Source organism: Nonomuraea sp. CA-141351 (assembly GCF_050944675.1).
Lineage (GTDB): Bacteria > Actinomycetota > Actinomycetes > Streptosporangiales > Streptosporangiaceae > Nonomuraea.
Map to the genome: position 1 here is coordinate 10,352,090 of NZ_CP191982.1, position 25,320 is coordinate 10,377,409.

At 64.3% G+C, this 25,320-nt stretch carries 19 protein-coding genes and 1 pseudogene; 12 read left to right on the plus strand and 8 right to left on the minus strand.

Going from position 1 to position 25,320, the window contains the following annotated elements:
* Positions 1-7 precede the first annotated feature (7 nt).
* Positions 8-631, plus strand: a complete 624-nt coding sequence (locus tag ACQPWU_RS48545) for a ribonuclease D (protein WP_433433064.1) — start codon at positions 8-10, stop codon at positions 629-631.
* A gap of 113 nt (positions 632-744) precedes the next feature.
* Here ACQPWU_RS48545 and ACQPWU_RS48550 read toward each other — a convergent pair whose 3' ends face one another.
* Positions 745-984 (minus strand): hypothetical protein, encoded by a 240-nt coding sequence (locus ACQPWU_RS48550; protein ID WP_433433066.1) that lies wholly within the window; start codon positions 982-984, stop codon positions 745-747.
* Positions 985-1,666: 682 nt separating this feature from the next.
* The gene (locus tag ACQPWU_RS48555; protein WP_433433068.1) at positions 1,667-1,900 is read right to left on the minus strand and encodes a hypothetical protein; all 234 of its coding nucleotides are present in this window, start codon (positions 1,898-1,900) and stop codon (positions 1,667-1,669) included.
* 72 nt (positions 1,901-1,972) lie between these two features.
* Between ACQPWU_RS48555 and ACQPWU_RS48560 the strand changes: the two genes are divergently transcribed.
* Positions 1,973-2,182: a DNA mismatch repair protein MutT gene (locus tag ACQPWU_RS48560; RefSeq protein ID WP_433433070.1), complete on the plus strand. Its 210-nt coding sequence runs from the start codon at positions 1,973-1,975 to the stop codon at positions 2,180-2,182.
* Positions 2,183-2,435: 253 nt separating this feature from the next.
* Here the strand turns inward: ACQPWU_RS48560 and ACQPWU_RS48565 are convergent, their stop codons facing one another.
* Positions 2,436-5,012, minus strand: coding sequence for an NACHT domain-containing protein (locus tag ACQPWU_RS48565; RefSeq protein WP_433433071.1), 2,577 nt, complete (start codon positions 5,010-5,012; stop codon positions 2,436-2,438).
* Positions 5,013-5,175: 163 nt separating this feature from the next.
* Here ACQPWU_RS48565 and ACQPWU_RS48570 point away from each other — a divergent pair, with 163 nt between their 5' ends.
* Positions 5,176-5,346 carry a hypothetical protein gene (locus tag ACQPWU_RS48570; RefSeq protein ID WP_433433073.1) on the plus strand — a complete coding sequence of 57 codons (171 nt, stop codon included), beginning with the start codon at positions 5,176-5,178 and terminating at the stop codon, positions 5,344-5,346.
* Positions 5,347-5,869: 523 nt separating this feature from the next.
* Positions 5,870-6,364, plus strand: a complete 495-nt coding sequence (locus ACQPWU_RS48575; RefSeq protein ID WP_433433074.1) for a hypothetical protein — start codon at positions 5,870-5,872, stop codon at positions 6,362-6,364.
* 14 nt (positions 6,365-6,378) lie between these two features.
* On the opposite strand, the gene ACQPWU_RS48580 is transcribed toward ACQPWU_RS48575, so the two are convergent.
* From ACQPWU_RS48580 to ACQPWU_RS48590, 3 genes are all read right to left on the minus strand, one after another.
* Positions 6,379-7,449 (minus strand): beta family protein, encoded by a 1,071-nt coding sequence (locus ACQPWU_RS48580; RefSeq protein WP_433433076.1) that lies wholly within the window; start codon positions 7,447-7,449, stop codon positions 6,379-6,381.
* A 368-nt stretch (positions 7,450-7,817) separates the two neighbouring features.
* Positions 7,818-8,426: a hypothetical protein gene (locus tag ACQPWU_RS48585; protein WP_433433078.1), complete on the minus strand. Its 609-nt coding sequence runs from the start codon at positions 8,424-8,426 to the stop codon at positions 7,818-7,820.
* Between the two features lie 441 nt (positions 8,427-8,867).
* Positions 8,868-9,332, minus strand: a complete 465-nt coding sequence (locus ACQPWU_RS48590) for a phage antirepressor KilAC domain-containing protein (RefSeq protein ID WP_433433080.1) — start codon at positions 9,330-9,332, stop codon at positions 8,868-8,870.
* A gap of 356 nt (positions 9,333-9,688) precedes the next feature.
* Between ACQPWU_RS48590 and ACQPWU_RS48595 the strand changes: the two genes are divergently transcribed.
* Positions 9,689-10,990, plus strand: a complete 1,302-nt coding sequence (locus ACQPWU_RS48595; protein WP_433433081.1) for a GNAT family N-acetyltransferase — start codon at positions 9,689-9,691, stop codon at positions 10,988-10,990.
* A 782-nt stretch (positions 10,991-11,772) separates the two neighbouring features.
* Here ACQPWU_RS48595 and ACQPWU_RS48600 read toward each other — a convergent pair.
* A complete protein-coding gene (locus ACQPWU_RS48600; protein ID WP_433433083.1) occupies positions 11,773-13,299 on the minus strand; it encodes a hypothetical protein in 1,527 nt (508 codons plus the stop codon).
* Positions 13,300-13,588: 289 nt separating this feature from the next.
* On the opposite strand from ACQPWU_RS48600, the gene ACQPWU_RS48605 reads away from it, so the two are divergent.
* Positions 13,589-13,963, plus strand: coding sequence for a hypothetical protein (locus tag ACQPWU_RS48605; RefSeq protein ID WP_433433085.1), 375 nt, complete (start codon positions 13,589-13,591; stop codon positions 13,961-13,963).
* A 949-nt stretch (positions 13,964-14,912) separates the two neighbouring features.
* On the opposite strand, the gene ACQPWU_RS48610 is transcribed toward ACQPWU_RS48605, so the two are convergent.
* Positions 14,913-15,221 carry a DegT/DnrJ/EryC1/StrS family aminotransferase gene (locus tag ACQPWU_RS48610; protein ID WP_433433086.1) on the minus strand — a complete coding sequence of 103 codons (309 nt, stop codon included), beginning with the start codon at positions 15,219-15,221 and terminating at the stop codon, positions 14,913-14,915.
* 378 nt (positions 15,222-15,599) lie between these two features.
* Here ACQPWU_RS48610 and ACQPWU_RS48615 point away from each other — a divergent pair.
* From ACQPWU_RS48615 to ACQPWU_RS48640, 6 genes and pseudogenes are all read left to right on the plus strand, one after another.
* Positions 15,600-15,781: pseudogene (locus ACQPWU_RS48615) on the plus strand (transposase); the annotation flags it as partial.
* 819 nt (positions 15,782-16,600) lie between these two features.
* Positions 16,601-20,014 (plus strand): type ISP restriction/modification enzyme, encoded by a 3,414-nt coding sequence (locus ACQPWU_RS48620; RefSeq protein WP_433433088.1) that lies wholly within the window; start codon positions 16,601-16,603, stop codon positions 20,012-20,014.
* Between the two features lie 758 nt (positions 20,015-20,772).
* A complete protein-coding gene (locus tag ACQPWU_RS48625; protein ID WP_433433090.1) occupies positions 20,773-22,329 on the plus strand; it encodes a tyrosine-type recombinase/integrase in 1,557 nt (518 codons plus the stop codon).
* 705 nt (positions 22,330-23,034) lie between these two features.
* On the plus strand, positions 23,035-23,601 hold the full coding sequence (locus ACQPWU_RS48630) for a DUF488 domain-containing protein (protein ID WP_433433092.1): 567 nt from the start codon (positions 23,035-23,037) through the stop codon (positions 23,599-23,601).
* Between the two features lie 320 nt (positions 23,602-23,921).
* Complete coding sequence (locus ACQPWU_RS48635; RefSeq protein ID WP_433433094.1) at positions 23,922-24,227, plus strand: hypothetical protein; 306 nt, start codon at positions 23,922-23,924, stop codon at positions 24,225-24,227.
* A 544-nt stretch (positions 24,228-24,771) separates the two neighbouring features.
* The gene (locus ACQPWU_RS48640) at positions 24,772-25,314 is read left to right on the plus strand and encodes an IS3 family transposase (RefSeq protein WP_433445487.1); all 543 of its coding nucleotides are present in this window, start codon (positions 24,772-24,774) and stop codon (positions 25,312-25,314) included.
* Positions 25,315-25,320: the final 6 nt, after the last annotated feature.

A 25,320-nucleotide genomic window follows, 5' to 3' on the forward strand; every position in this document is an offset into this window, starting at 1 on the left:
AGGAGTCATGTTGTCGCAGACCAACCTCGTCGAAGGCGACCTTCCCACTGACGTCTTGCCCGTTCTACGGCATGCGGGTGTAGTGGCGTGCGATATTGAGACTTCCGGCCTCGATTGGAAGCGCGCCAGAATCGCGACAGTTCAGCTATATACTCCCGACGTCGGAGTTATAGTTCTCAAGGTTCGCCCCATCCCTCCTCGGCGTTTGATATCGATAATGGAAGACAGAAGCATCATAAAAGTCTTTCATCATGCACCGTTCGATTTGCGCTTCCTGCGCGCACACTGGGGAGTGGATGCCGCTTCTGTCATATGCACTAAGGTCGCCTCACGCCTGATTGATCCTGATATCGAGAGATCTCAGCATAGCCTCAAACCTCTTTTGAGCCGCTATCTGGGCATAGATATCAGCAAAACTCAGCAAACAAGCGATTGGGCGGCGCCATCTTTGTCCGCCGAACAAGTAGAGTATGCCGCGGAGGATGTGCGACACTTGCTGGATCTATGGACTGCCCTTGAATCTCGTCTAGGGTACGCCGACCTACTTCCTCTATATCGGAAGTGTATGGCTTTTATGCCAACTCAAGTACAATTGGAGATCAGAGGCATCGCAGACGTCTTCGCGCATTAAATTCACCTCCTCTGCGACTTCATCGAGTCTGTCACCCTCAACGCCAGCATCAATACATCCTGGCCGTTCATTGAGCACGCTAGCAGGCGCATCCGCGTACTCGGAACCACCGCTCACCCGACCACGGCATGGGTGATCCAGGCAGTCGAGAAATCTCTTGATGGTGTCCAGCTCGAAAACACGGTTTCGCGCTGTGAACTGGGGTTTTGCTGCGCGATGAGAGCGGCGGCTGCGACCATCGTGAGGTGGTGTTGTCGCTTGTCTACCGGTTGATGAGGGGCTTGTTCGGCCTGCTGACTGTGCTGGTACGCGCTGATCTGTCCAAGGACGTTGAGCTGCTGGTGCTCCGTCACGAGAACCAGGTCCTCCGCCGCCAGCTCGGTGGCTGGCCACGGCGGATCACGGCGACCGACTCTGGCTTGCCGCGTTGTCTCGCTTAGTTCACCGCCGCCGGTGGGCGGAGGTATTTCCGATCACCCCGGCGACAATCCTCCGCTGGCATCGCCACCTCGTAGCGCGCAAGTGGACCTTCACCCACCGGCGGCACCCGGGACGGCCATGCACCCGCCGGCCGGTCAAGGCACTGATTATTCGGATGGCAAGGGAGAACCCGACATGGGGACATCGGAGAATTCAAGGCGAATTGGCCCGGCTGGGCTACCCGATCGCGGCCTCCACGGTGTGGAAATCCTGCACGCGTCGGGTATCGATCCCGCACCCCGCCGGGCCGGGCCGACCTGGCGACAGTTCCTGACCGCCCATGCCCACGCGATCATCGCCTGCGATTTCCTGGTGGTCGAGGCGATAATGCTCAAACGGCTGTATTGCTGGTCTTCATCGAGCACGGCACCCGGCGACTGCACATGGCCGGAGTGGCCGCGCACCCAACCGAGGCATGGACGGTGCAGCAGGCCCGCAACCTGGTCATTGACCTGGGCAATCGCATCGCTGGGCTGCGGTTCTTGATCCACGATCGGGATCCGCTCTTCACCGGGGCCTTTAGCGCGATCTTCACAGCTGAGGGGCTGCGGGTCATCACCACGCTGCCGCGAACTCCTGGACCGGATCCTGATCCTCAATGAACGCCACCTGGCCCGGCTGCTTCAGGACTATCTGATCCACTGCAACGAACACCGGCCGCACCAGTCCCGGCACCAACGTCCCCCAGACACCGGAACGCAGCCCGCCCGGGACATGACCGATCTCCTCGACCTGCGCTCCATCCGCCGAAAACCCGTCGTCGCCCGCACGATCAGCGAATACCACCACGTCGCTTAACCACAGCTCAGGGCGCGTGCCTCAATATTCGAGCGGCACATGGCGCGAGGTATCATCGCCCTCGTGTTCCGCTGCCACATCGTCGCCAGCCAGCCAGCACAAACCGACGAGGCCGCCGCAGTGATGTGGGCTACGCCCGATGACGTGCGCTCTCTCGCCACGGAGGCGTTCGCCGTCCACATCCTCGACGCCATGAGCCCTTCAACTGCGCCCGCGATTCGACACCACGACGGCACACACCTACTCGATGCCGTGGCGGGCCGCCGGTTGTAGTGACAGAACGGAATGCATAGTCATATTCCTACGCGCATTTTGACGAGCGGTTGATGCCGACGCCCAGCGGACTCCGGCACGCTGTCGGCGACGGGGACCACGTCGCATAAGAGCATCTCACTCAGGGGGGAGTGTAAGAAACAACGGCTCTGGACACACCCACTCAGGGCGTACGAAAAGGGCGGCGAGTTTGACCGCCTTCATCCTGGGGTCAGCCATGCCCCTTCGATAGCGCCGCTGTTGGTTAGTGAGTTCAGCCCTTCTTATGTGAAGGGGGACCATGGTGGACGCCCAGTTCCGCCAATTTTCTCTCCGCTCTGCGGCGATGAGTTCGCCTCAGCGTTCTGTCGCGGACCAATGAAGCGAGGAGGTTCACGGCACCCGAGTAGCGGACGTTGGCCAGCCACACCGCCGATGCCACGCGGAGACGGCTGTCGGCTCTGATGTCACGGGCGAACAGGTCGAGGTCGCGGGTCGCGGCATCATAGAGATCTCGACCACGCTCACCGTCGTATCTGTTCAGCGCCGCAGCCGCCTCCACCCGGTTGAGGATGTGCAGTGTGATATCCCGAGCGAGCAGCTCAAGGAGATCCACTCCGTGCTTGTTCGGCAGGGGTCCCTTCGATGGATCCATGATGGCCAGTTGCCGAGCTGCCAGGACGCGGTGATCGCCGTTCAGTTCCGTGTCGCGGGCAAGTATCTCGAGCAGATCTCCGGCCCGCTCACCACCCTGGTATGCCAGCGTCCTGGCCACTTCGAAACGCACGATATCGGGCAACGTGGTGTCGAAGGTGATCATCTGCAGCAAATCCCTGCCGCGCTCATCACCCAGGTCCACCAGCATCTGCGCCGCGCGAATACGACGAGAGGTGAGCTTCTCCAGTTCGGTGGATGGGTCCCCGCCCAACGACTCGATCAATTTCATCTCGCCGGGCGACATCGTGGTCGTAGCGGTCTGATGACAGCGGCTTCGCGCGAGATTACGAATCTCCTGCGGCAAGGAGGCTCCATCGCAAGCCAGCTCAGCAACCCGGCCGACCGTGCCGTCGCGCGCGGCGAGCCTACGAAGCACGTCGAGCAGAGCACGAGGATGACGAGGCGAAGCCAGCCACGCCGCGATGAGCATCCGGCCGTACATCGATTCGCCGCTGCCCTTCCGGAGCCGCAGGGGCCTGAGCCACCATCTGCCGAACAGTTGCTGAAAGGCTGACTTGCTGAGGTCGGCGTCGGCTGCGACGTACCTGGCCGCGAGAAACTCGGCGAGTGTCCGGTGGAGAAAGTCGACCCTGGTGCCATGCACTGTCACCAAGCCGGTGGCATGCAGCAGATCCGTGACGACCGAGTGCCAGTCCTCAGCGCGAAGGGTGTGAGGGCGCAGATCGGCGACCCGTTCCATCAGTGGCTCAAGGGCAGTGGGCACGTCCTGGCGCATGTGCAGCAGAGCCAGCTCATCAAGCTCGCTTAGCAGGCGGCCACGTAGCTGGAAGAGGAGCCCTGGGTGGCCAGCCAGCCGTTTGACGAGTCGGGAATCCATGCGGTTGTGGAGCCGGCCATCGAGATGATCCACGAGGAGGTCGGCATAGTGCTGGTAAATGCCGTATCGGCTGGCCGGTAGCGGCGAATCGACGTTGTGCATGTGGAGCTGGCACATGATGGTGGCCAACAACGGGTTGGTGGCGAGCTTGTCCAGGGGAGGCCGAACGGCTTGCGACATCAACTTTGCGACCGCTCGTTCAGGATCGTTGACTCCGGCGGCCATCATCCAGGACTTGGCGAAATCCGGCAACTGCCGCGGGTCGAACGGCAACAGATCGAAACGTACGACGTGGTCGGCTGGGCCGAGCGCGGACAGTTGCTCTTCAGGAAGCGGGCGGCTGGCGATGAGCAGCTCATAGCGATCCCTTGGCAGCGACGCCAAACGCAGGAGGACGTCGATGCGCTCGGTGGCGTCGGGGATTTCGTCGAGACCGTCCACCAGGATCAGCCAACGACTGCCCGGCAGGGGCGGGCCTGTAAAGAATGAGGCGGGCAGAGGCGGGGAGTCGCGGCCCTTGATCTGGGATTGCACGGCCCGGGCGAGTTGTTCGCCTAAAACGCCCTCCTGCGTGAGGAAATGCGCAGGAATGTACACGGGTACGGAACCCCTTCCCGCGCCCGATGCCCACTGCTCAGCGAGTGTGATCAGACTCGCGCGCAAGAAGCTGGACTTACCGGCGCCAGGGCCGCCGAGCAGCAAGACGATACGGCCCTGCGTGGTGAGGATCTCTTCAGCGGGACACCGTCGTTCCTGGTCACCGGTGCCCGGGCGAGCCGGCGTCGTGACGCGCCGTCGAACATAGACCTGCCTCAAAGGTGGCAACGGACTGCCAGGAAGCACACCCGGGTAAGGATGGTAGGCGACCGCCTGCTCGACCGCGCGCAGATAGTGCGGGACCAATCGGGCATGCTGATCCTCGTCCATGGCGAGGGCGAGGCCGCTGGTCGCGCGACGGAGCTGACGAGCGGCCTCCCAGAGGCCCTTGCACTCGCTCTCCTTCTCCATCCACCAGGCAGGCGACGGGTTCTGCCCCACCGTGATCGCCTGGAGCATGGCTTTGACGAAGGCCCACAGTGTGGCGAAATCCCGGGGAGTACGTCCCTCGATGATCCACTCGCCAACCGTCGAGGTGTTCAGCGAAGCCCGGCTCCCATGGTTGACCTGCTCGTTGACCCGCTCGATGACCTGCTCCCGTCGGTAGCCGGGCACTTGCCGCTGTGCCTTGCTCTCCAGAGCCTGCAGGTACTTGTGCAGTGCGGCAGTCTCGCCGCTCGTCTTCTTCCGCCCCGCCACGGCACCTCCGGGTCCGGCTCATCCGGCTTCGATGTCACCGGACGGGTCAGTGGCCTGCAGTGATACGGCCTGGCTCCGATCGGTCCGACATCTGTCGACTCTGGCCGATCCGTGCACGTTACATGATGCCGACCAAGCCGATGCCCCAGAAGGGAATCTCGCCATGGACCCCCTGGCTCTCGCCGCCATCAGTTCGATGGCTGTCGTACTCATCGTCGCGCTCGCCGCGGTCGTGATCGTCGGGCTCACAGTCCGTCGCGCAGACTCAGCGAACCTGCCACAGGTGCTCGACGGCATCGCACAGGTTGTCCGTTCGATCCGCGGCAAGAGATAGCGGCGCTTGAAGGTCCAGCGCCGCCGCACCAGATCGACGTGCCAGCGCAGCAGCGTGCCTGGCGTCACAAACAATTGCCGACGACCGGTTGGAGACAGCAGCCATGCCAACGCGCTGATCATCGCCCGATCCGCCCACGACGCCCGAGGCCTGGCCACCTCCCGACGCAACACCGCGAGCTGATGACGCAAGACGAGAATCTCCGCGTCCTTCGACCTCTGCGAGCGACCCAGCAGCACCAGCCAACCCGCGAGCCGAACGAAGATCAGATAAACCAGCCGCAAGGTCGTGGACAGTGATCATGCCCACAAGAACGGGAACGCCGAGCCCCAGGTCAGCAACAACGTCCGAGTTTCAGGCACCCACACCTCTTCGCCAGGCGGCCGGGACCACCGCTGTTCGCCATGGGTAGGTCAACTCGGCCAACCCATGGCGATCAGCGGGTGGTCCCGCCAGGATGGGAGACCACCCTCAACGCACCACCCGCGCCACCTTCCAATCCCCGAGCAGAAGGAAGATCGCGATGCAGGCTCCGATCCCCGCCCCCGAGCAGATCGGCTCCGTCGACCTGGACACCTGGCGGGTCGTCCCCGCCGAATCCAACCCCGACAAGCACGAGCACGGCGCATGGGCGATAGCCGGAGGCGACGGCGACGAGTACGACCTGTACCTGGAGGTCCTCGACGCCGACCAGCCGCAGAAGGTTGCCCAGTTCATTGTTGATGCCGTCAGCCAGCACGCCCGCCAACTGCGGCTCCAGGGTGCGCTAGCGCGAGTCGAGCAGGTGTGGGCTCAACAGCAAGAGGACGAACGCGCCGGCGTGCTGGCCGTGTCCAATCCGGGTCTGCCGGATGCGGTGAAACTTGCCCAGCTCGTGGCCGCTATGGGTGACCTCGCCCACGCGGTGGGCGAGGTCGTTCCCCAGCAGCAGCGAGCAGCTCATCGCGAGCGTGTTTACGACCAGCTGGCTCAGGTTGCCTCCATCACGGTGGCGTGGATGGAGGCGACGTTGTCGTAGCGCATCCCCGCTGGCTAGGGTCGCTGATCCGTGTCGAGGCGGTGCCAGATGACAGCCAGATGATGCGACTGGGCGAAAGCACGCCAGGAGGCCGCCGAGTTCGGCTGAGTACGGCCGCCTTCGGCGAACATCTCGATGTGTTGGTCGCCCCAGGAGAACGCTGCCCCCTGCGGTGGCCAGCCATCGGATGCCACCACCTGCGTGCACAGCTTGCGGAAGCAGTTGAAGGCGCCCACGCCTTCGCCTGCGGCGCACCGGTAGATCGCCCACTGGTCTTCGACGGTGTAGCACAGCTTCGGATGGCGAGCCCGGCGTGGACCCGTGGGCATGCGGGCGGTGGCCGCGCCGTAGTCGGCGTATCCGATCTCCTGGCGGCGGTTCTTGGGCACGACGGACGCCCACAGGTGCGCATCACGACGCGGGACACGGGTTGGTGTGTCGAACGGCATGGCAGCCACCGTTTCTGGCGGCGGGAATCCGCCTACGGCCAAGGTCACCGAGCGCCAGGGAATCCCGGCCGCCCAATCCAACGCTTCATGAGCGCTGCATGCCTTCTCCGACGCGGCGTGGTCGGACTCGACCGCCCATAGATCGATGAGCAGATCAACCTCGTTGAAGGCAAGGCCCATCCGGCGTAGCCGGCCCGACATGTGGGCGTCTTGAGGAGCGCGCCGCGGGCCTCGCCAGGGCAGCCGCAGACAGGGGTGTAATTGATGAACCTGTACGGCGTGCGCCACATCATCGAGGTCGTCGGAGTCGTCGGTGAGTCGGAACACCGGCGTCATAGCGCAGCGGAAGAGCTGGAGGACCTCTGAGACGAGTTGCACCGCCCCACCGGCATCGGGGCGGCCGTGTTGCCGGACCAGGTGCTGGCAATCGATGGCGACTCGTAAGTCGTCGGGAATCCTCTCGTGGATCTCTTTTCCCAGTTTGAGCGCGTCACTGTACAAGCCGCGCCCTTCGCCTCCTTTTCCGGCGATTGCCTCGATAATCGGCATCGTGTTCGAACGGTGCGCGCTCGGGATGTTCTCGAGGGCGCGAAATTCCGCTTCCCGTCCTTTGAAGATCGGCCTGTACACCGTCATGACGTGGTTCTCCGTGCGGTTGGGAACCTCATGACCGGTGGAGCGGCCGTCCCCTCGCCTTACCGGAAAGCCGCCACCTGCCCGGTGTCTTGACAGTCCAGCACAAGCCGGATGGCCGTCAATCTCCGCGAGGTTAGATATTGCGAGAAAGTCTCAATAGCAGAGAATGCCGAGAAGCGGTTTGACAATCCTGTTTTCTGAGGCGCGGCAATACCAGAGAGCAAACAGCTGGGCTGCTCGGCAGCGATGCGGCAACCGTCGTCATGTCTGGGACCGCCTGTTCGTTGAACCGACGCCCTCCAAGCAGACGGTGTTTCGTAGACGCGGCGGTGCCCCGGCACGTCGGTGACGCCGCACCGCAGGTGGCGTTACGCGTCCAGTGCGGGCGTATCGCCTATCTCGATGTCCGAGTTCGGCGCCACTGCATGGGGAATCTCGGCGAGAAGTTTCCATGAGGCACGACTCCATGCCGCGGCCGCCATGCGTGCCAGGGCCCCGTCAAGCGGTGAACGCGCCGACGCGTGCCCGCCCTGCGGGCCGCGCCAGTGTGCGGGCGTACGGTCGTGCTCGGCCGCGACGGCAAGCGCCGCCTGCGTCAGCCAGGCGTAGACGGATCGCGACGAGGCGTCCAACAGCTTCACGCATACAGGCTGGCCAACCAGGGCGTTAGCCGCCCTGCGCACCTGGAACTGGCAGGACTCGTCATAGTGGCCCTGCGGCACCGGCCCGTGGTCGAAGGCCTCGCCGACGTGTTGCGCGGTGGTCAGCGCGTCAGTCGCCGCAGCCTGGTGCGTGTGGTCAGGGGTATCGGCCACGTCGTCGGACTGATGCCGCACGATCTCCAGGTTCGGATCGATGGTGTATCCGTCGCGTTCGAGTGTCTCCTTGAGCAACAGATAGGTGCGGCTGTTGGTGAAGGCTCCCTGGAGATAGCGGCAATGGTTGTTCCGCTCAACCTGCAGCGCCCGTGTGACCAAGTCGAAACGCTGGCCACCTGCTGTTCGTCGGTCCAGTCGATAGCGTCGAAGTGCCGGATGATCTGCTCGTACAGCGGCACCCTGTGCACCAGCCTGCCGGAGGCACCGGTTCGGGCAGGCCGACGGCTGCGAACGCCTCGTCAACGTCTTTGAGCTTGCCGAGATTCCGCAGGTGCCAGGCGAGCCTTTCGCGCGTGGGCTCGCTGAGCAATTGCTGGGCCATGGGCTCTCCAGGGGGTGACATGACGTCCCAGACGATAATGACCCAGCCACACGCTGGCGCGCCGCCTGTTCCCTGAGACCATCGCCACGCCGAACGAGCGCTCTCCTGCAACCTGCGAGATCCGTGAGCGGGGCTACGCGGCCTTTCCAGAGCGCTGACAGATGCGGGAGCCCCGGCCTGCTTCCCCACGGGCCGGGGCTCCCGCATGAGCAGCCTATTCACCGCCCGGCCGGCACCGTTCGGGACGAGATTCCCCGACCTCGCCGCCCCCAGTGAGCGTTACTCGCGTGGGCCCCATAAAGTCGCCCACCAGGTCGACCCCTTTGGGGGGTGGCGTAGGCGACGGGGAAGACTACGCCATTCTTCGACTCGGTTTTCACGGCGAAGTGGCCAGTGTCCTGGTACGCCTTACGCGGCAGGTTCCGATTACCACCGTTGCGAGAGGTCTGTCGCCGGAACAGGTCCTTCTTGACCAGCCATGCCGTGAGAGTGCGGACGTTAGTACCGACGATGTCCGCGATCTCGGTCATGCCAATCAGGCCCTCGGAGTTGCAGTACGCGTCCCACTTGCTGGCCATGGGCTTGGCGACCTCAAGCTCCTTGGACAGCTGCTGCTCGCGCTCCAGGACACCGCCGAACGGCGCGTCGGGCCTCGGCACGTGGATCGTGAAGTCGAGCGGCATGCCGTCCCGGTCCGTGACCTCGACTTGCCCCGAGACCGTCGGTGGCTGTCGGCACTGGTCTGCTCCTGGATGACTTGGGTCGCGTTCGGGTGAGCGGTGATGCCCGAGCACCCGGACGCGCCTGGTGGCGGGCTCGATGATGGTAAGGACGTATTGGCATTGCCTATTGAGAAGGGACGGTCACATGCTGGGCTCGGTGCGGGCGGGCCTGCTTGGGCGCTACTGTCCATGGCGTGGCGGTTACGGGGGTTCCCGCTGAGGTCGGACTCCAGGACAAGGTCTCTTGAGCGTCCTGGCGTGTTGTGGGATGAGGTCGCGCAGCCGCGCGTGAGAGCGCCTGACGAGGAGCAGAGCACATGACCGAGCGAACGATCTATCTCGACCACGATCGACGCGACCTACGCACTCGAAAGATCCATGTCCGGGCTTACCGGTGGTACGCCACGGCCGAACTCGATCGCGATGGCTACGTTGATTATTTGATTTCACAAGGAGATTCAGCAGATCTACCGACCGCCTACACCGAGGCCGTCGCCAAGGCGGAGAACACGTCTATAGATCGAATCTGGTATGACGGATATCCGGACGGCTTCATATCGATCAACGGGCCACGCTGCATTATACTGCCCGTTCCTTTTGCCCAGATCGAAGCCGCGGTCGAAGCGTTACGCAGCGCTGAACTCCACCATGACTACAGCGGGCTTCACGCTTTGGCCGACCAGCTGGCACTCCCCATCGAGGATTGGCTTGCTCCTGGCGAGAGGGAGCTGATTCGCGGTGTCGACTTTTCCGTCCCACCCGAAGTGTTCCTGAACTTCCTGCGTGGCAAAGCCAAGAAGTCCGGACTGCGCCTCAACGGCCGGGCGACCCGAGGAAGTGTGTGGGTTCGCCCGACACTGCCGCTCGCCGAAAAGCTGAGGCGGGAACGGTTTCCCGAGCAGTACCCCGGCTGGGTGGACCGATGGACCGGGTACGTCGAGCCGGAGGACACACCTTTCCGCCCCTGGGTGGGTGGCAGAGAGCAGAACCTCAGTCTTGGCGCGAACCCCGTCCAATTCCAGCATGTACAAACACCGAGCGGCGGCAAATGCCCCTGCGGAATGAACCTGCGAGCCTCTTGGAACGATGGAAATAAACACGCCACACACCACGCCATGTGGGCGATCGGCGTCCGGCCACCCAAAAACTTGGATTGGTCCGGCGACCTGGCCGTGGTGACAACCGAGTCGCCCATCGCTTGGCGGAAACTGACCTACCAGATGGGGCGAATGCCCCAGAGGGAGAATGGCTACGACTTCAATTCGTGGTCCCACCTTGGTGAACCTGAGAAGACCTCGGACAACATACGGGCATACCTGCTAAAGGCCAACGGATACGTCATCGGCTATGTGGCAGCCCACGACGTCAACCACCACCACCGCTGGGATCTGCTCGACGGGTCGAACTACGGTGGCAGAGACGACACCCTACGTCCGAGTATCGACCTGATCTGGGTAGCGGGCTCCTACCGCGGAAAGGGCGTTGGAGCAACCCTCGTGCAAGCCCTCGTTGACCACTCCGGGTGCCAGGTGACCGATGCGTCCTGGTCGACCCCGATAAGCGACGCCGGCCGACGTCTTGCACGCCGGGTCTCGCCGGAAGGCATCTGGGTCAACTGACGCACCAAGCGATGCTGGACGCCTTGAGCGACGCCGGTCACAGCGGCGACAGCCGAGGCTTGGCCCGGCTGTTCTCCCTGGCCGAACCGACAGAACAGGAGGCTGCCCGCTGGCTGGGCGACCTGTGAACGTGCGGCTCCTGGAGACCGCCAGAGCGTGAGCCACCCGTGCGAGGGGCGGGGCTCCGGGGAGATCTTCAGAACCGACACGCTGACTAGCACGCGAAGGTTCGCGCCTGGTGCCGAGTCCCGGGATCTGCAGCTTGACAGCCGTCGGCCATCAACTCTGCCGATCACGCCGCGGTATACAAACGCGCATGCGCTTGAAGAATGTTCTCGACAGCAGACTGCTGACTCGTAGCGACGCGACCAAGAACATGGAGATCCTCGTGCTGCGGCACGAGGTCGCCGCGCTCTGCGCCGTCAAGTTGGCGCTTGCCCGCCAGAGGACGTCGGCTGGTTCGTCTGGTGTAGGCCGATCCAGGACACGACGAGCACGACGGATATGTCCGCTGAGCGGGTCTGGAGAGTGCGCAGGAGTTCGATCAGGCCCGGTTCGCCTTTGAACCGCTCGCCGAGCGCTGGCCTCGGCTGGATGATCAGCCGCGCATCGCAGACGCGCAGCCCGCGGGCCTCCCCGCTGTAGCACTCGCCTTGCACATCAACAACCCCTGGTGTGCCCGGTCGGGACTCATCGCGGCAGCGCGGACCACCTCACCCCGGAGCTTCCCGTACTCCGGACACTTGACCTGAGGTCACCTGATCGAATCCGACCCCTGATAGCTAGGCGCGTACTGGGGGCAGGCTGGAGCTGCTGACGGCCAGGTACGTCTCCGGCGTCGCCGCTTCGAGGAGTCCCCCGTCGCCTTCCAGGTCGAGTTCTGGCTCCTGAGGACGGCGCAGCAGCTCACTCCAGTCGCTTGTCGCTCCCCGCTCGTAGGCGTCGCGGAGCCGGGGGCGCAGCCGGGGACGGGCTTCCTCCTGCTGCTCGCGGAAGATCCGCCGCTGGGTGAGTCGCCGTTCTTCCTGAGCGTCGTCGCTGAGTTCCTGGTCATCGGCCGGCTGGTCCTCGGCGCGCAGCCCCGGGGTGCGCTGGGCAATGGCGAGGTCTTCCTCGTGGAGGCGCTCGCAGGCGGCGTACAGCTTCCGGGACATGCCGAGGTGAACCTCGGTTCCGGGGATGCGGCAGGTGAGGAAGTCGTCAAGGCCCCAGGAACGGACCCTGGCGCGCAGCGTGTGCCGCTCGATGTAGGGCACTACTCCGCGGGCTTCGGCCCGCATGGCGCGGGTGAAGTCGTCGCCTTCCAGGGGCGTGGTCAGCCCGGAGCGCCGACGACGGGACGCGCGGTCAGCGGGAACGAGCACGGTGCGGAGCTGCGAGGCTGGAGCGGAGCGCAGCGCCAGGTAGGCGAGCATCTGGGCGCGGGCCGCACCGATGAGCGCGTCGTCGCTGTCGCCGAGACGGTCTTCGAGATTGCCCGGGCCGACCGCTGACTCGTCGTCGATGTCGAATCCGGCTGCGGTGAGCGGCGGCTGTCCGAAGTGCAGGCCGTGGTCGATGCTGAGTAAGAGGTCGTCACCGGGCCGCACACACGCTCCGACCAGGACGGTGCGGTGGGCGTACGAGCCGAGAATCTTGCTGCCGGCGGCCAGTTGCTCCCACCCCTTGCGGAGCGTGCCGAGACCCACGTCGCCCCCCTTGGCCTCGATCAGCCAGTACAGATTTTCTGCCTGGTGCTGCCCCCACAGGTCGGGCAGCTTCTCTTTCGGATCCTTGAACGTGTTGCGCAGGGCGGAGATCGGGCCACCCAGTTCGAGGTGCTCCGTCTGACCGAGGCCCAGCAGTGAGCGGCAGACCCACTCGGCCATCGTCATACCCAGCCGGTAGCCGGCTGCGTTCTTCGCGCTGCGCTCGGTGCCGAACGCGTACACCGGGTTCAGGGTCAGGCGCCGACCCTTGATGCCTGGTACGGGGAACGGAGGCATGAAGGGGTGCATGCCGAGATAGGCGTACAGCGGGGCAACCCGGGCGACGAGCTCCCCGTGCGCATCCCGCGGCTGATTCTGCAAGTGCGGGGTGACGTCGCGGCCGACCTCAATGGCGGCCTTGATGATCTCCCGCCAGGTGGTGGTCGAGACGTACCAGCCGTCGGCCGCCGGGAACCCGCCCGACCCCGCCCACGGCTTGAGCACGGCCGTCCGCCACTGCCTCCTGGGCTTCCTCGCAGGCCCGTTACGGAAAAGGACCGGTACGTCGAAGCTGTCGGCGTAGGTGAGCGGTGGCTCGTCGGGGACGTGTGCGGGGATCACGTAAATCACTCTGACACGGTTGGATCGCTTCCTGCACCGGATATGGGGTTGCCGACCGGCTCCCAAGAGGAGCCATTCGGTTGGCGTGCCACCGAGGTCGTAGAAGGGCTTGACATGCCGACGCGTCCCGTGAACGGTGAACGCATCGAGGTTGAGCGACTGTGGCAGATCAACGCCCAAGGGATGACACAGCGGGGAGACCTCGGAAAGCCGGTTGTATGTCGAGTGGTGTCGGCATTTCGTCGCTACGTCGATATTCTTCCCGTGTGGGGCCCGTGCGTCCATATTCGTGAAGCTCGCGGCCAACGAGCTGGTCGAATCCGTCGGAGTCGATTGGCGGGAGCGGATCACGGAGCCAGTCGATCAAGTGAGGTTGATCGAGCCGAACGACGCGGTTCGCTGTGTGCTCGCCGAGCTCGCCGCGAACATGCCAGGCCACTTGCCCACGATCGAGGAGTATGAGCCTGAGCTGTTCGCCGTCGGATACTTCTCCCTTCCCAAACGGCGCCCGCAGGGCTTTCTCCAGCCTGCGTACGTTGCGGCGCTACGAGCCCGCGGTGACACGACAATGAGTCGCCTGATAGTGGTTCCTGGAGCGGTGGCAGCATACGAGGCGCTCAGTCGCATCACTGCCGCCCCTCCACATGCGGTAGCGCGGATCTGACCTGGCGTTCCAAGGCCCATCCCGCGTCGGGGCACCAGCTCGCCACCTTGCTGCCGATCCGCGCAGGCGTCCTCGGCCCAGACAACATCAACACGCTACTTACCTAGTACGACCTGGCCATCTGGACGGAAGGCCGGAGATACCGCCGCCCGAGACCAGCTCGCCACTCTGCTCCCATCCGCGATGGGCTCATCCGTGGTGTGGAGGGCCTCCCAGACGCCGACGCAGCGGCGCCGCCTCGCGCTCGCGGCGACGCTTGAGTTCCGCCGAAGAGTCCCTCCAAGCCCGCATGTTCGTGTTATCGGCTCGACGGAGGGAGTCAGCGACCTGGTCATTATGCTGATAGGCGAGGCCCGACGCAGCAGACGACGATGCCACGCCAGCAGTGTCGCCGGAGCGACCAGCTGATGAGCGCGCAGCACCGCCGGCAACCATCGGGCCCGCGCCGCGAGAGCGGCCCGTGACCCAGTTGGGCTTCGGCCGTTCGAGTGTCTTGCGCGCCTTCGTGGCCGGCGCCAAAGCCGGCGAATTCTCGGCTATGGCATCGCCGTCCTCGCGCCCTCCCCCACAGAATCGGAGAACAAGACGACGGCAGAGGCAGTACCAAGCACGTGGGCACGGCCAGAAACCGTACACACATCAATGAGCCGCATGGCCGCCACGAACTCCAACACCCACGGCCACTGGCCGATCTCACAGCCGACCGCTACGCTCCACAGCCGAGCCCCCGAGCGAAGCGCGCACCAAGAGATCCGCGCCCAGCCTCGCCGGACACCTCCGGACACGGTAGAAGCCCATCGCTGATCGCCATGAAGTGTGACGAGTTGTTCCCACCCCACAAACGGGAGTTCCGGCTGCGCAACATCGCATGCCATCGTCTCATCGGCTAACCCAACGCACTTAATGTCCCAGTCCAACCCCGTGGCGGCGCCAACTCCGTTGATGCGGTTTAGACGACCGACGCATGCTGCCCGGCGCCGTAACGGGCCTGGCGAGAGAAACGCAACCCGGTCCAGGTGAAGACGTCCATCATTGCCACGGTGTCCCAGGCGCGCCGCCGAATCTCCAGCAGTTGCGGCAGTTCTCTGAACGATGATCCGGCATGTCCCCGGCTTACCGTGGCGGTCGGCAGCAGCACCTCGTCTCCTGCGGTGACGCCGCAGGAGACGAGGGCGGTGTGCAGGGCGGCTGTGCCGGCGGAGCCGGCGACCGCATGGCCGACACCGTACGCGGGCCACCAGGCGGCGATGGTAGCCAAGATCGTCGTCGGGCGCGTGGGGACCGGAGGCGCGCACGCCGGTCAGCCAGGAACAGCGGTCCGGCGTGCGTCCGGCCAGCAGGCGAAGCAGCAACCGGGCGGTCGGGGTGGCCCAGTGCACGTACTCGATGGCGCCGGGGCCTACAGCCGTCCGTCGCGCAGTAGGGCGTCGGGCCGATCTCCAGGTCGCTCCTGGCCGTGAGGGTCTCGATGGTGGTGCCGCCGGCGAGCTGCTTGGCAATGATCAGGACGGCATTGGTCTCATTGGCGATCTGCTCGACCAGTTCCTGGTAGCGCTCGACCCCTTGCCGCTGCTAGGCCGCCACAGTGAGCCAGCACCCCGACGAGGCCATCGGCGGTCTTCTCCCCTTTCGAATCATGCTTGGCGAGCTGGTCAAGGCGGTGCTAGAACGCGCGCTGGAGGCCGAGCTGTCATCCACTTTGGCTATGGCAAGCACGGCCTGGCTGGCCATGGGACGGGCAACTCCCGCAACAGGAAGACCGGCGAACTGGTGCAGACTGGGGTGGGATCCGCCCGGCTGACCGTGCCACACGGTCGGGGTCTGTCGCCCTTGCCCACCTCGCCATCATCGGTGAAAGCGTCACGAAGGTCGCCACGGTCAAGACCACTGCCGAAAAGATCCGTTCTCGCCCTGCTTGGGTCACAGAAGAATCTTTGTCCCCATGCCTCACGAGAGTCCGACGGAGAGAGGGCTGCTCGGAGGCGAGCAAACCCCTGGGCTGCACGGATGACACTGTCGTCAGGCGCAATGACTGGGCCGCAACCATTCCTCGCCTTGTGATGCCCTGCAAGTCCTTGGCGCTCAGTCGCACATTAGTTCCCATTGTCGATTGAGCATCCGAGAGTCATAGTCCAGAAGAGAAGGTCATTTCAGAGGCTAAGGGACGGGAGCTTCGATGGCTTACGCCCGACGTGGGAAGCAACTGTCGGGCGATATCGATTGGTACGCCGTTATGGCGTACGGGATGGATGAGAGCGGGAAGCCCGAAACAAGCGGCGCGCAGGAGGGCCCACTCCGTAGACCCCTCAAAGTGCTGACACGCGTCGCTACCAGGTTCGGCCTCGATGCCGTCGCTTATGGCGAGGTCCATCTCAAAGAAACACATGCCCACCACTCCTGTGCCGTCGAGGTCAGTAGCGGCAGGCTCGGCCGTCTAGAAGTCAAAGCTTCGAATCGGAATATCCAGGAAGTTCTGCATTGGCGGCCGGGCAAGCGAGATAGTGGGCGATGGGAGCGCATGTCAGCGCTACCCGACCCGGTCAACACCGATGACACGTCCTGGGTGTGGGTGCCGACAATTACGGCTGACGGCCATATGAGTCCATGATGACTGCTTTACGCACCTACCTTGAAGGTATGCAGGCTATCCACTCGACGGGCGAGGCCGTCAAGGAAACTTCTTACTATGGGCAACTCGAAGGGCTGCTCAATCAGGTCGGCAAGACCCTCTCCCCCGCAATTACCTGCGTGTTGACCACTAAGAACCGGGGCGCTGGACTGCCTGACGGCGGCCTGTTCATTGCTGGCCAGGCAGTCGCCGAGGCTGGCGATAGCGCGCTTCTCGCGCGAGCGCCTGAGCGCGGTGTTGTTGAGGTCAAGGGTCCGTCCCATGACATCATCCGTGTCTCACGCTCCGCCCAGATCAATCGCTACTTAGAGCGCTACGGCAAAATCCTTGTCTGCACTTACCGCGACTTCCTTATCCTTCGCTTGGACTCCAACGGCGTGGCCCAGGCTAGCGAGCGTTTCACGTTAGCGACTGACGAAGAGTCCTTTTGGGCGCTCGATCCCCGAAAGACCGACAACGAACGGGGCGCCGACTTTGTCGCCTACTTGGAGCGCATGCTCTGGAGCGACGCGCCACTGAGTTCCCCTGCCGACCTCGCCTGGTTTTTAGCTTCCTACGCCCGCACAGGCTTGAAACGCGTTGAGGCAGCAGGTGACATGCAGAGCCTCTCGTTCTTGCAGAGCACATTGGAGGAAGCCCTAGGTCTGCGCTTCGAGGATAAGCATGGTGACCATTTCTTTCGATCGGCCCTCGTGCAAACACTGTTCTACGGTGTCTTCGCCGCATGGGTCTTCTGGTCAGAACGGCAGCCCGAACAGACCACCGAGCGCTTCGCCTGGCGGCAGGCCCAGTGGACGTTGCCTGTGCCGATGATTCGCGTGCTCTTCCAGCAGCTAGCCACGCCAGCGAACCTACCGGTTGGCCTTGACGAGGTACTCGACTGGACCGATGACGTCCTTGCACGAGTGGACCGAAAGCTGTTTTTCCAGCGCTTCGAAGCTGCTGAAGCTGTCCAGTACTTTTACGAACCGTTTTTACAGGCGTACGATCCCGGACTCCGGCGAGAACTTGGTGTCTGGTATACGCCTCCAGAAGTCGTCCGCTACATGGTGGCCAGCGTCGACCAAGCTCTGCGCACAAGCTTTGGCCTACCTTTGGGGCTTGCCGACCCACGAGTTCACGTACTTGATCCGTGTACGGGTACGGGGTCCTACCTGACCGCCGTCCTCGAGAAGATCGCCACTACTTTGAAGGCCTACGGCGATGATGGGCTTATCGCGGCCGACGTCAAGGAGGCAGCGCTCTCACGCATCCATGGCTTCGAGTTGCTGCCTGCGCCGTTCGTGATCGCGCATTTGCAAATCGGGCTTGCCTTGCAGCGCCTCGGCGTGCCACTCGACGCCAAGGCTGGAGAGCGTGCCAGTGTGTATCTGACAAACGCTCTGACCGGTTGGGTCGAAGATGACGAATACGCACGGCTGCCATTCCCCGAGTTTCTGCTATTCCCTGAATTTGCTGCGGAGCGAAATGCGGCTCAAGCAGTCAAGCGTGACCAACCGATCCTCGTCATTCTTGGAAACCCTCCCTACAACGGCTTCGCGGGTGTTTCCGGGAAGGAAGAAGGCGGCCTAATTGAACCCTACAAAATAGGACTAACTCACGACTGGAATGTAACCAAGAACAAGCTTGACGATCTTTATGTTCGCTTTTTTCGCATTGCAGAGCGCCGCATCACCGAGCAGACCGGCAAGGGTATTATCTGCTTCGTCACTAACTCCTCGTGGATGGGCGATCCTTCCGCAGTTGTTATGCGCAAGCGGCTCCTCACGGAGTTCGACGACATCACCATTGACCATCTCAACGGCGATAGCCGCGAAACTGGCAAAAAGACACCGGCTGGAGATCCGGACCCCTCCATCTTCTCCACGAAGCTTAACCCTGCCGGGATCACACGAGGCGTCGCCATCAGCACCCTCGTCCGTGGCACGGCTCATACCAACGAGCCAGCCAGAATCCGGTATCGCGACTTCTGGGGGCAAGACAAGCGCGAACAACTCGCCGCCACCACCGCCCAACCCGAGGTCGGACCAGCTTACGAGTCCCTTGCACCTGATCAAGCTAACTGGTTCCGTCTGCTGCGCTGGCGCACGGGCGAGGGTTACGCCAATTGGCCGGCAATCCACGAGCTGTGTGCCGAAGATCCTATGCTCGGCCTCAACGAGAACCGCCAATTCGCCCTCATCGACAGCGATCGTGATGCCTTGGCCGCCCGTATCCGTACGTACCTGGATCCCAACGCCCAAATGGAGCAGGTCGATCCTCGACTGAGCAGAACCTTCGCGGGCTTCGATCCTGAGAAGGTTCGCAGGCGCCTGCTAACCGCACGGCCCTTCGACGAGCAGCGCATCCAGCGCTTCCAGTTCCGGCCGCTCGACATGCGATATGCCTACGTCGAGACCGAGACGCCCTTGTGGAACCGGTCACGACCGCTGCTCGTCGCCGCCGCCGAGGCTTCCTCTGGCTTTCTGCTAGTGCGCCGCCGCGCCCCACGGGTACTCGACGGGGCGACCTTTCATTTCTCCGACTGCCTCGTAGACCAAAAAGTTCTGTTTACCGACGCATATGCCATCCCGTTCTGGCTATCAGCTGACCAAGACAGGAACGACAACGGAGTTGCCTCACTGTTTGACCTGGATACAGAGGAATCGGCGGAACCATGGAAACCTAACCTCTCCGATAAGGCGTTGACCTATCTGCGGCAACTGGGAATCAACGACGCGAAATCCAACCAAGACAGCGCAACCCTCATTTGGTTCCATGCGCTTGCTATCGGCGTTTCACCCCTATACGGAGAGCAAAACGGCGAAGCCGTGCGTTCTGACTGGCCCCGCATACCCCTGCCCCGCTCGGAAACAGCGTTGCGAGCGTCAGCAGCCATCGGCCGGCAGGTCGCGGCGCTGCTTAACCTTGACGGACCCTCGAGCGATGTCGCTTCAACCCGCTTGAGGCCGTTCCTGCGGACAGTAGCCGCCATTGAGCGAATCGACGGCAAGCCCTTGAACCCAGGTAAGGGAGACCTAGCCGTCACCGCCGGCTGGGGAATCGTCCAGCAGCGCGCAGTCATGCCGGGCGCCGGCAAATTCGACGTACGTGAACGGGACACACTCCAGAGCGAGGGGGTCACCGAAGAAGAGAGCGACGTCCTCGGCACACAGACACTCGACATCTATCTCAACGCGATAGCGCGCTGGCGAGGGGTGCCAGCAGCAGCTTGGGACTACAAGATCGGCGGCTTCCAGGTGCTGCGCAAGTGGCTGAGCTACCGAGACAAGCGTGTCCTCGGTCGCGATCTCACCCTCGCAGAAGCCCGCGAGTTCACCAACATCGTGCGTCGACTCACGGCACTCGTACTCCTCGCGCCTGAGCTCGACGCAAACTACCGTACGGTTATAACCGTGCCAGATGAGCAGCTGAGACCCTGAGCGTTTTCCGGATACGCCCGCTTCGTCCGGTCACCATGGCCAAGCCTTTGCTTCGTCTGCTGTCCTAATTCGGACCTGGGCACAGGTATTTAGATAGGTGACAGGGATCAGGTGGCCCGGGTGAGTTGGGCCGCACCAGCGTGACGCCATCGCGCCGCAGCACTACAAGACCGAACCACATCATCCGCCACAAGGCCGGCCGCGGTGCCATGCCGTCCAGCAGGGCCGACAGCTCCCGGCTCCTGCCCGATGGGGCTCATCGGCAGTGGCCGAATGCTGGGTGCTGGCCAGCGTGCTGGGCCCGGCTGTCTCATCTCACCCACACGAAGATCGGTACATATCCGCACACCAGAGCCACCCGTACTTCTGTGCCTTCCCGAGAAGCGATGCCCGCCAATAGCCGCGACACCGTGCGGAGAGTGCTGGCGCCCCGGTCCGGCGTTGACCATCGGATTCGGCCTTGACCGTCGCCATCCAGGTGGGCGTCGATACGCCCTGTCCGGCACGGCCATCGATGTGGCGGGTCACGACCACGGGCGTGCTCGCCCGACCACGCCCACGCATCGGCAGCGCCGGACGGAAGCACGAAGACTCTGACGCTCCGCGCCATACAGACGGCGGCACGCGCGACAGGGCCGCCGTGCGCCCGTGATCAGCGATTACCGCAGCAGCCCTGTGCCGAGCGCCACTCACTTCGCCGCTGTTCACCGCCGCATCAGCCCTACCAAGAGCACCAAGAAAAGAGGACGACACACACTATGGCCGAGGGACGCACGTTCAAACGCTGTTCCTGCCGCGACAGCGACGGCAAGGAACTCGGGCAGAAATGCCCCAAGCTCCGCCGCGCCGACGGCGGATGGAGCTACCGGCACGGCATCTGGAACTACCAGATCGAACTCCCGCCCAGCCCCGATGGCAAGCGGCGCGGGCCACTGCGCCGCGGCGGCTTCGCCACCCAGGACGCAGCCAAAGACGAACTCGGCCACGTGCGCGACCTGCTCGCGCTGGCCGACCCGCGCGAGCCCGCCACCCGCACCCAAATCGCCGACCTGATCAAACGCACGCTGGCCGAGACCGACACACTGCCGGACGCGGAGACCCTCCGACGAAAGATCAAGACCGGGCAACATCTCACCCAGGAGATCATCGTCGAGCAGTGGCTGGCAGAGTTCCTCAACCGCAAGCGGAAGATCGAGGAGACCACACGCCGCTCCTACGAAGGCCACATCCGCCTCTACCTCACCCCTTACCTGGGGCGGCTGCGGTTGGATCAGCTCAAGGTCAGCGACATCGCATTGATGTTCGAGCAGATCGAGGAGTTCAACGACACCATCGCCGAACGCCGCGCCGACCCCGACCCGAAAGTGCGCGAGAGCGTCAAATACCGGCGGCCGATCAGCATCGCCACCATGCACCGCATCCGCGCCACCCTGCGCCACGCGCTCAACATGGCCATGCGCCAGGATCGGCTGATCGACTTCAACCCCGCCGCGGTCCTGGAGATGCCCGCCCACACCCGGCCCAAGCCGCTGGTGTGGGCCGACGACCGGGTCCGCGCCTGGCAGACCGCCTACTGCGAATACCGCCAGGCGGAAAAGCAGCGCCGCGCCGGTAGACGGGTCGATCCCATCGACGCCTACACCAGCGTGCCGCGCCCCTCCCCGGTCATGGTGTGGACGCCCGCTCAAACCCGCCTGTTCCTCGAAGAAGCACGACGGCATCGCCTGTTCGCCCTGTATCAATTGATCGCGCTGCGCGGACTACGCCGGGGCGAGGCGTGCGGGCTGCGCTGGAAAGAGGTCGACCTCGACGGCCGCACCCTGACGGTGAACTGGCAACTCGTGCAACTGGCCTGGCAGGTCCACGAGGGCATGCCAAAGACCGACGCCTCCGTGCGCACCATCGCCCTGGACACCGACACCGCCCAGGTCCTACGCGCGCACCGACAGCAGCAACTCCAGGAACGGCTGGCCATGGGCGAAGCGTGGACCGACAGCGGGTTCGTCTTCACCCAACCCGACGGCAGCCGCCTGCACCCGCAGCACGTCTCCGACCAATTCCTCTGGCTGGCCTACCTGGCCGGACTACCACCCGTCCGACTGCATGACCTCCGCCATGGCGCGGCCTCGCTGATGCTGGCCGCCGGGGTGGAGATGAAGGTGGTACAGGAAACCCTGGGACACACCTCCAGCGCCTTCACCGCCGACACCTACACCTCGTCTACCCCCAGGTGGCCACAGCGGCGGCCGAGAAGACCGCGGCCTTGCTGTTCGGCGAGGAAGACGAGGCCGCGTCCGGGAAGGTCATCTCGCTGAGGAGTTGACAGTCGGATTAAGCATCCGGCCCCGCACTCGCCGCCTGCTCGCGGCGAGGCGGGGCCGCTGCTCTTCCCGCAGCAGCCGGAGACGGTGAATGGATCATGGTGTGTGCGGGGTTGGTGCGGGCGAGCACGTACGGAGCACGGAACCGCTAGACGAAAATTCTAGAACGCATCCGATCCCGCATAACCGCAGGTCAGGACATGATCAAAGCGCGCCCTGCAGGATTCGAACCTGCGACCGTCGGATTAGAAGCAAGATCTTTAAATACCACGCTGTGCCGTTCGGCGACGGTTCGTGCGAACTCAGCGCGTTTTGCGTGTCAGGCGGTGCCGGGTTCTGACGGCGTGTGACGGGGCGTACGAGCACGCACCGAGCACGGCCGACATATTGATTGATCATTGCATCCTGGCCTCATAAATAGATTCCACGCCTCGATCCGGCCTGCCGCGCGGGCATGTGCAACCGGAACCAAGCACATCCCAGATGCCGCGCAGCCGCCACTCGTGCTCGCGTGCGCCGGGGCCCCTTCGCGGTGGCGAACACATGGACGATCAGCCCGGGATCGGCCTGGTCAGGCTGCTCCATCAACGTCCTCGACGCCGGGTACGCTGAGAGTGCGGATGAGTCCGCCGGACAGCGCCGTTGCTGTCTCGCCGGGCCTACGGGTTTGCCACGGGGACTGCGGGTACTACGCCGTTGGTGGGTACCGCGAAGTTCCGCCCTTTGCCCGCCGACCGCGTCCAGGCACCCGCACTGCTCACCTTCGGTCACGGCACGGCCTCCAAGACCCAGTTGGCCGCTCTCCTTCACGGCGTTGACGCGCAGGTGGTCGTCGACGTGCGCACCGCACCGGGGAGCAGGCGCTTCCCCGACGTGGGCAGGCTGGAGCTCGCCGCCTGGCTGCCAGAGGAGGGCATCGGCTACCGGTGGGAGAAGAGGCTCGGAGGTTTCCGCAAGCCGGCCCCGGACTCGCCCGACACGTTCTGGCGGAACGACTCCTTCCGGGGGTACGCGGGCTACAGCCGCGGACCGGAGTTCCACGCTGCCCTGAAGGAGCTCCTGGACCAGGCGGCGACCACCCATACCGCGATCATGTGCGCCGAGGCCGTCTGGTGGCGCTGCCATCGGCGGATCATCGCCGACTACGCCGTGCTGGTCCACCACGTCTCAGTACTGCACCTGGCCCACGACGGGCGGCTCACCGAACACCTGCCCACCGAGGGCGCCCGCCTTCTCGACGACGGGCTCCTCGTCTACGACGCCTGAGGTCCTGGTCGGGCTACCGCTCGGCGACGCACGAGCCGCCGACAGCTTGGCGGCGCGGTCGAGCCTTCTAACCCGGGGCGTCCGACCGTCAGCGAAGTCCTTCAGATAGGCGTTATCGCGCCGCTGGGCGCCGGACTCATCCCTGGACGTTCAAACCGAAACCCGCCATCGGCTGCGGTTCGTGAGTAGTGTGGATCGGGGTCTGTGAGCGGCTCGTCGCTTTCGGTCCCTTTGTCGTGTGCGTAGTCGGAGGTGGTCACCCTGCACCCGGTCTAGCGACGGCCCCAACCCGGGGCGTCACGGAGCCGAAAGGTGACCGTATGAGCAAGACCGACAGGACCCGGCCCTGGTGGGTGCGGATGGCCGACGCGCCGCCGATGACCGGCGTGCCCGTTCACGATCATCGTTTCGGGCCGTGCACGCTGCCGGACGAGATCAACGCCGACAGCGCGAACTGGCGCCGGGGCGGCTGTTACTGGGGCGTCCCCGGCTACCACGTGCTCGTTCGCGACACCAAGGGTGCAAACCGGGAGTGGTACTACATTCGCCGCGAGGAGCGCCGCCGCAGCCGTCACCAGGCGCGCCATGAGTTGCGCGCCTATCTCGCCTTTCACGACGAGGACTGAGATGCGGCGAGGGCCGGATATTTAGGGGATCGGCAGGCACTGTCTCTTGCCGTCCGGCTGGTGCGGCACCAACCCCGAACCTCACGCAGTCCGGACGGAAGCATGAGGAGACGGCGCGAGGGCCCCATGGCCGGGCGGTCACAAGAGTGGCTCGACCTCGCCGCAGGGCACCAGCGCCGAACAGGCGTGTGACCGCTGATCGTCACCCCGTAAGGCTCCAGAATGACTGCGCACCTCCGGACCTGGGACGACGCTCCCCGCACCGATACGACACCATCGATCCTCGTGCTCGTACGACTGCTCTACCTGAGCGCCACGCGGATCTTCGCGTGGCTCGTCCTTCTGTCTCGTTCCTCCGCGGCTAAAAACGCAGAAATATTGATCCTGCGGCACGAGGTAGCGGTGCTGCGCCGCCAAGGCACCGCGCCAAGGCCCACCTGGCCGGACCGCGCCACTCGCCGCCCTTGCCCGCCTACTCCCCCGTGTACTACGCAGCCACCGGATCGTCTCCCCACGCACCCTCCTTGCCTGGCACCGACGGCTCATCAACAAGAAGTGGACACAGCCGCCGTCCGCAGGACGCCCACCAACTCCAGAAGAACTGCGCAAACTGATCACCCGACTCGGCACCGAGAACCCGCGCTGGGGCTTCCGAAGAGTGCACGGCGAACTGCGCCGCCTCGGACACAAGGTCAGCCCCGCCACTGTCCGCCGCGTCATGCGCGCCGCCGGCCTGGGACCCGCTCCGCGACGTCATCCGACGCGGGGCGAGTGGAGCACCTTCCTCAAAGCCCAAGCCGACGGCCTACTCGCCACCGACCTGTTCCACGTCGACACGATCGGACTGCAACGGCTCTACGCCCTGTTCGTGATGGAGGTACGCACCCGCACGGTCCACATCCTCGGCGACCGCCCACCCCACCGCAACCTGGGCCACCCAGCAGGCCCGACAATTGCTCTGGCACCTCGGAGAGCACGCCACCCACTACACCTACCTCGTACGCGACCGCGACACGAAGTTCACCGCCGCCTTCGACGCCGTCTTCGCCAGCGAAGGCATCACCGTGGCCAAGATCCCCCCACGTAGCCCCAA

What these genes read in the sequence shown, in the direction of transcription:
- ACQPWU_RS48545 (WP_433433064.1), top strand. Translation starts at nt 8, where the DNA reads ATGTTGTCGCAGACCAACCTCGTCGAAGGCGACCTTCCCACTGACGTC.
- ACQPWU_RS48570 (WP_433433073.1), top strand. Translation starts at nt 5,176, where the DNA reads ATGGACCCCCTGGCTCTCGCCGCCATCAGTTCGATGGCTGTCGTACTC.
- ACQPWU_RS48575 (WP_433433074.1), top strand. Translation starts at nt 5,870, where the DNA reads ATGCAGGCTCCGATCCCCGCCCCCGAGCAGATCGGCTCCGTCGACCTG.
- ACQPWU_RS48580 (WP_433433076.1), bottom strand. Translation starts at nt 7,449, where the DNA reads ATGACGGTGTACAGGCCGATCTTCAAAGGACGGGAAGCGGAATTTCGC.
- ACQPWU_RS48590 (WP_433433080.1), bottom strand. Translation starts at nt 9,332, where the DNA reads ATGCCGCTCGACTTCACGATCCACGTGCCGAGGCCCGACGCGCCGTTC.
- ACQPWU_RS48595 (WP_433433081.1), top strand. Translation starts at nt 9,689, where the DNA reads ATGACCGAGCGAACGATCTATCTCGACCACGATCGACGCGACCTACGC.
- ACQPWU_RS48620 (WP_433433088.1), top strand. Translation starts at nt 16,601, where the DNA reads ATGCAGGCTATCCACTCGACGGGCGAGGCCGTCAAGGAAACTTCTTAC.
- ACQPWU_RS48625 (WP_433433090.1), top strand. Translation starts at nt 20,773, where the DNA reads ATGGCCGAGGGACGCACGTTCAAACGCTGTTCCTGCCGCGACAGCGAC.
- ACQPWU_RS48635 (WP_433433094.1), top strand. Translation starts at nt 23,922, where the DNA reads ATGAGCAAGACCGACAGGACCCGGCCCTGGTGGGTGCGGATGGCCGAC.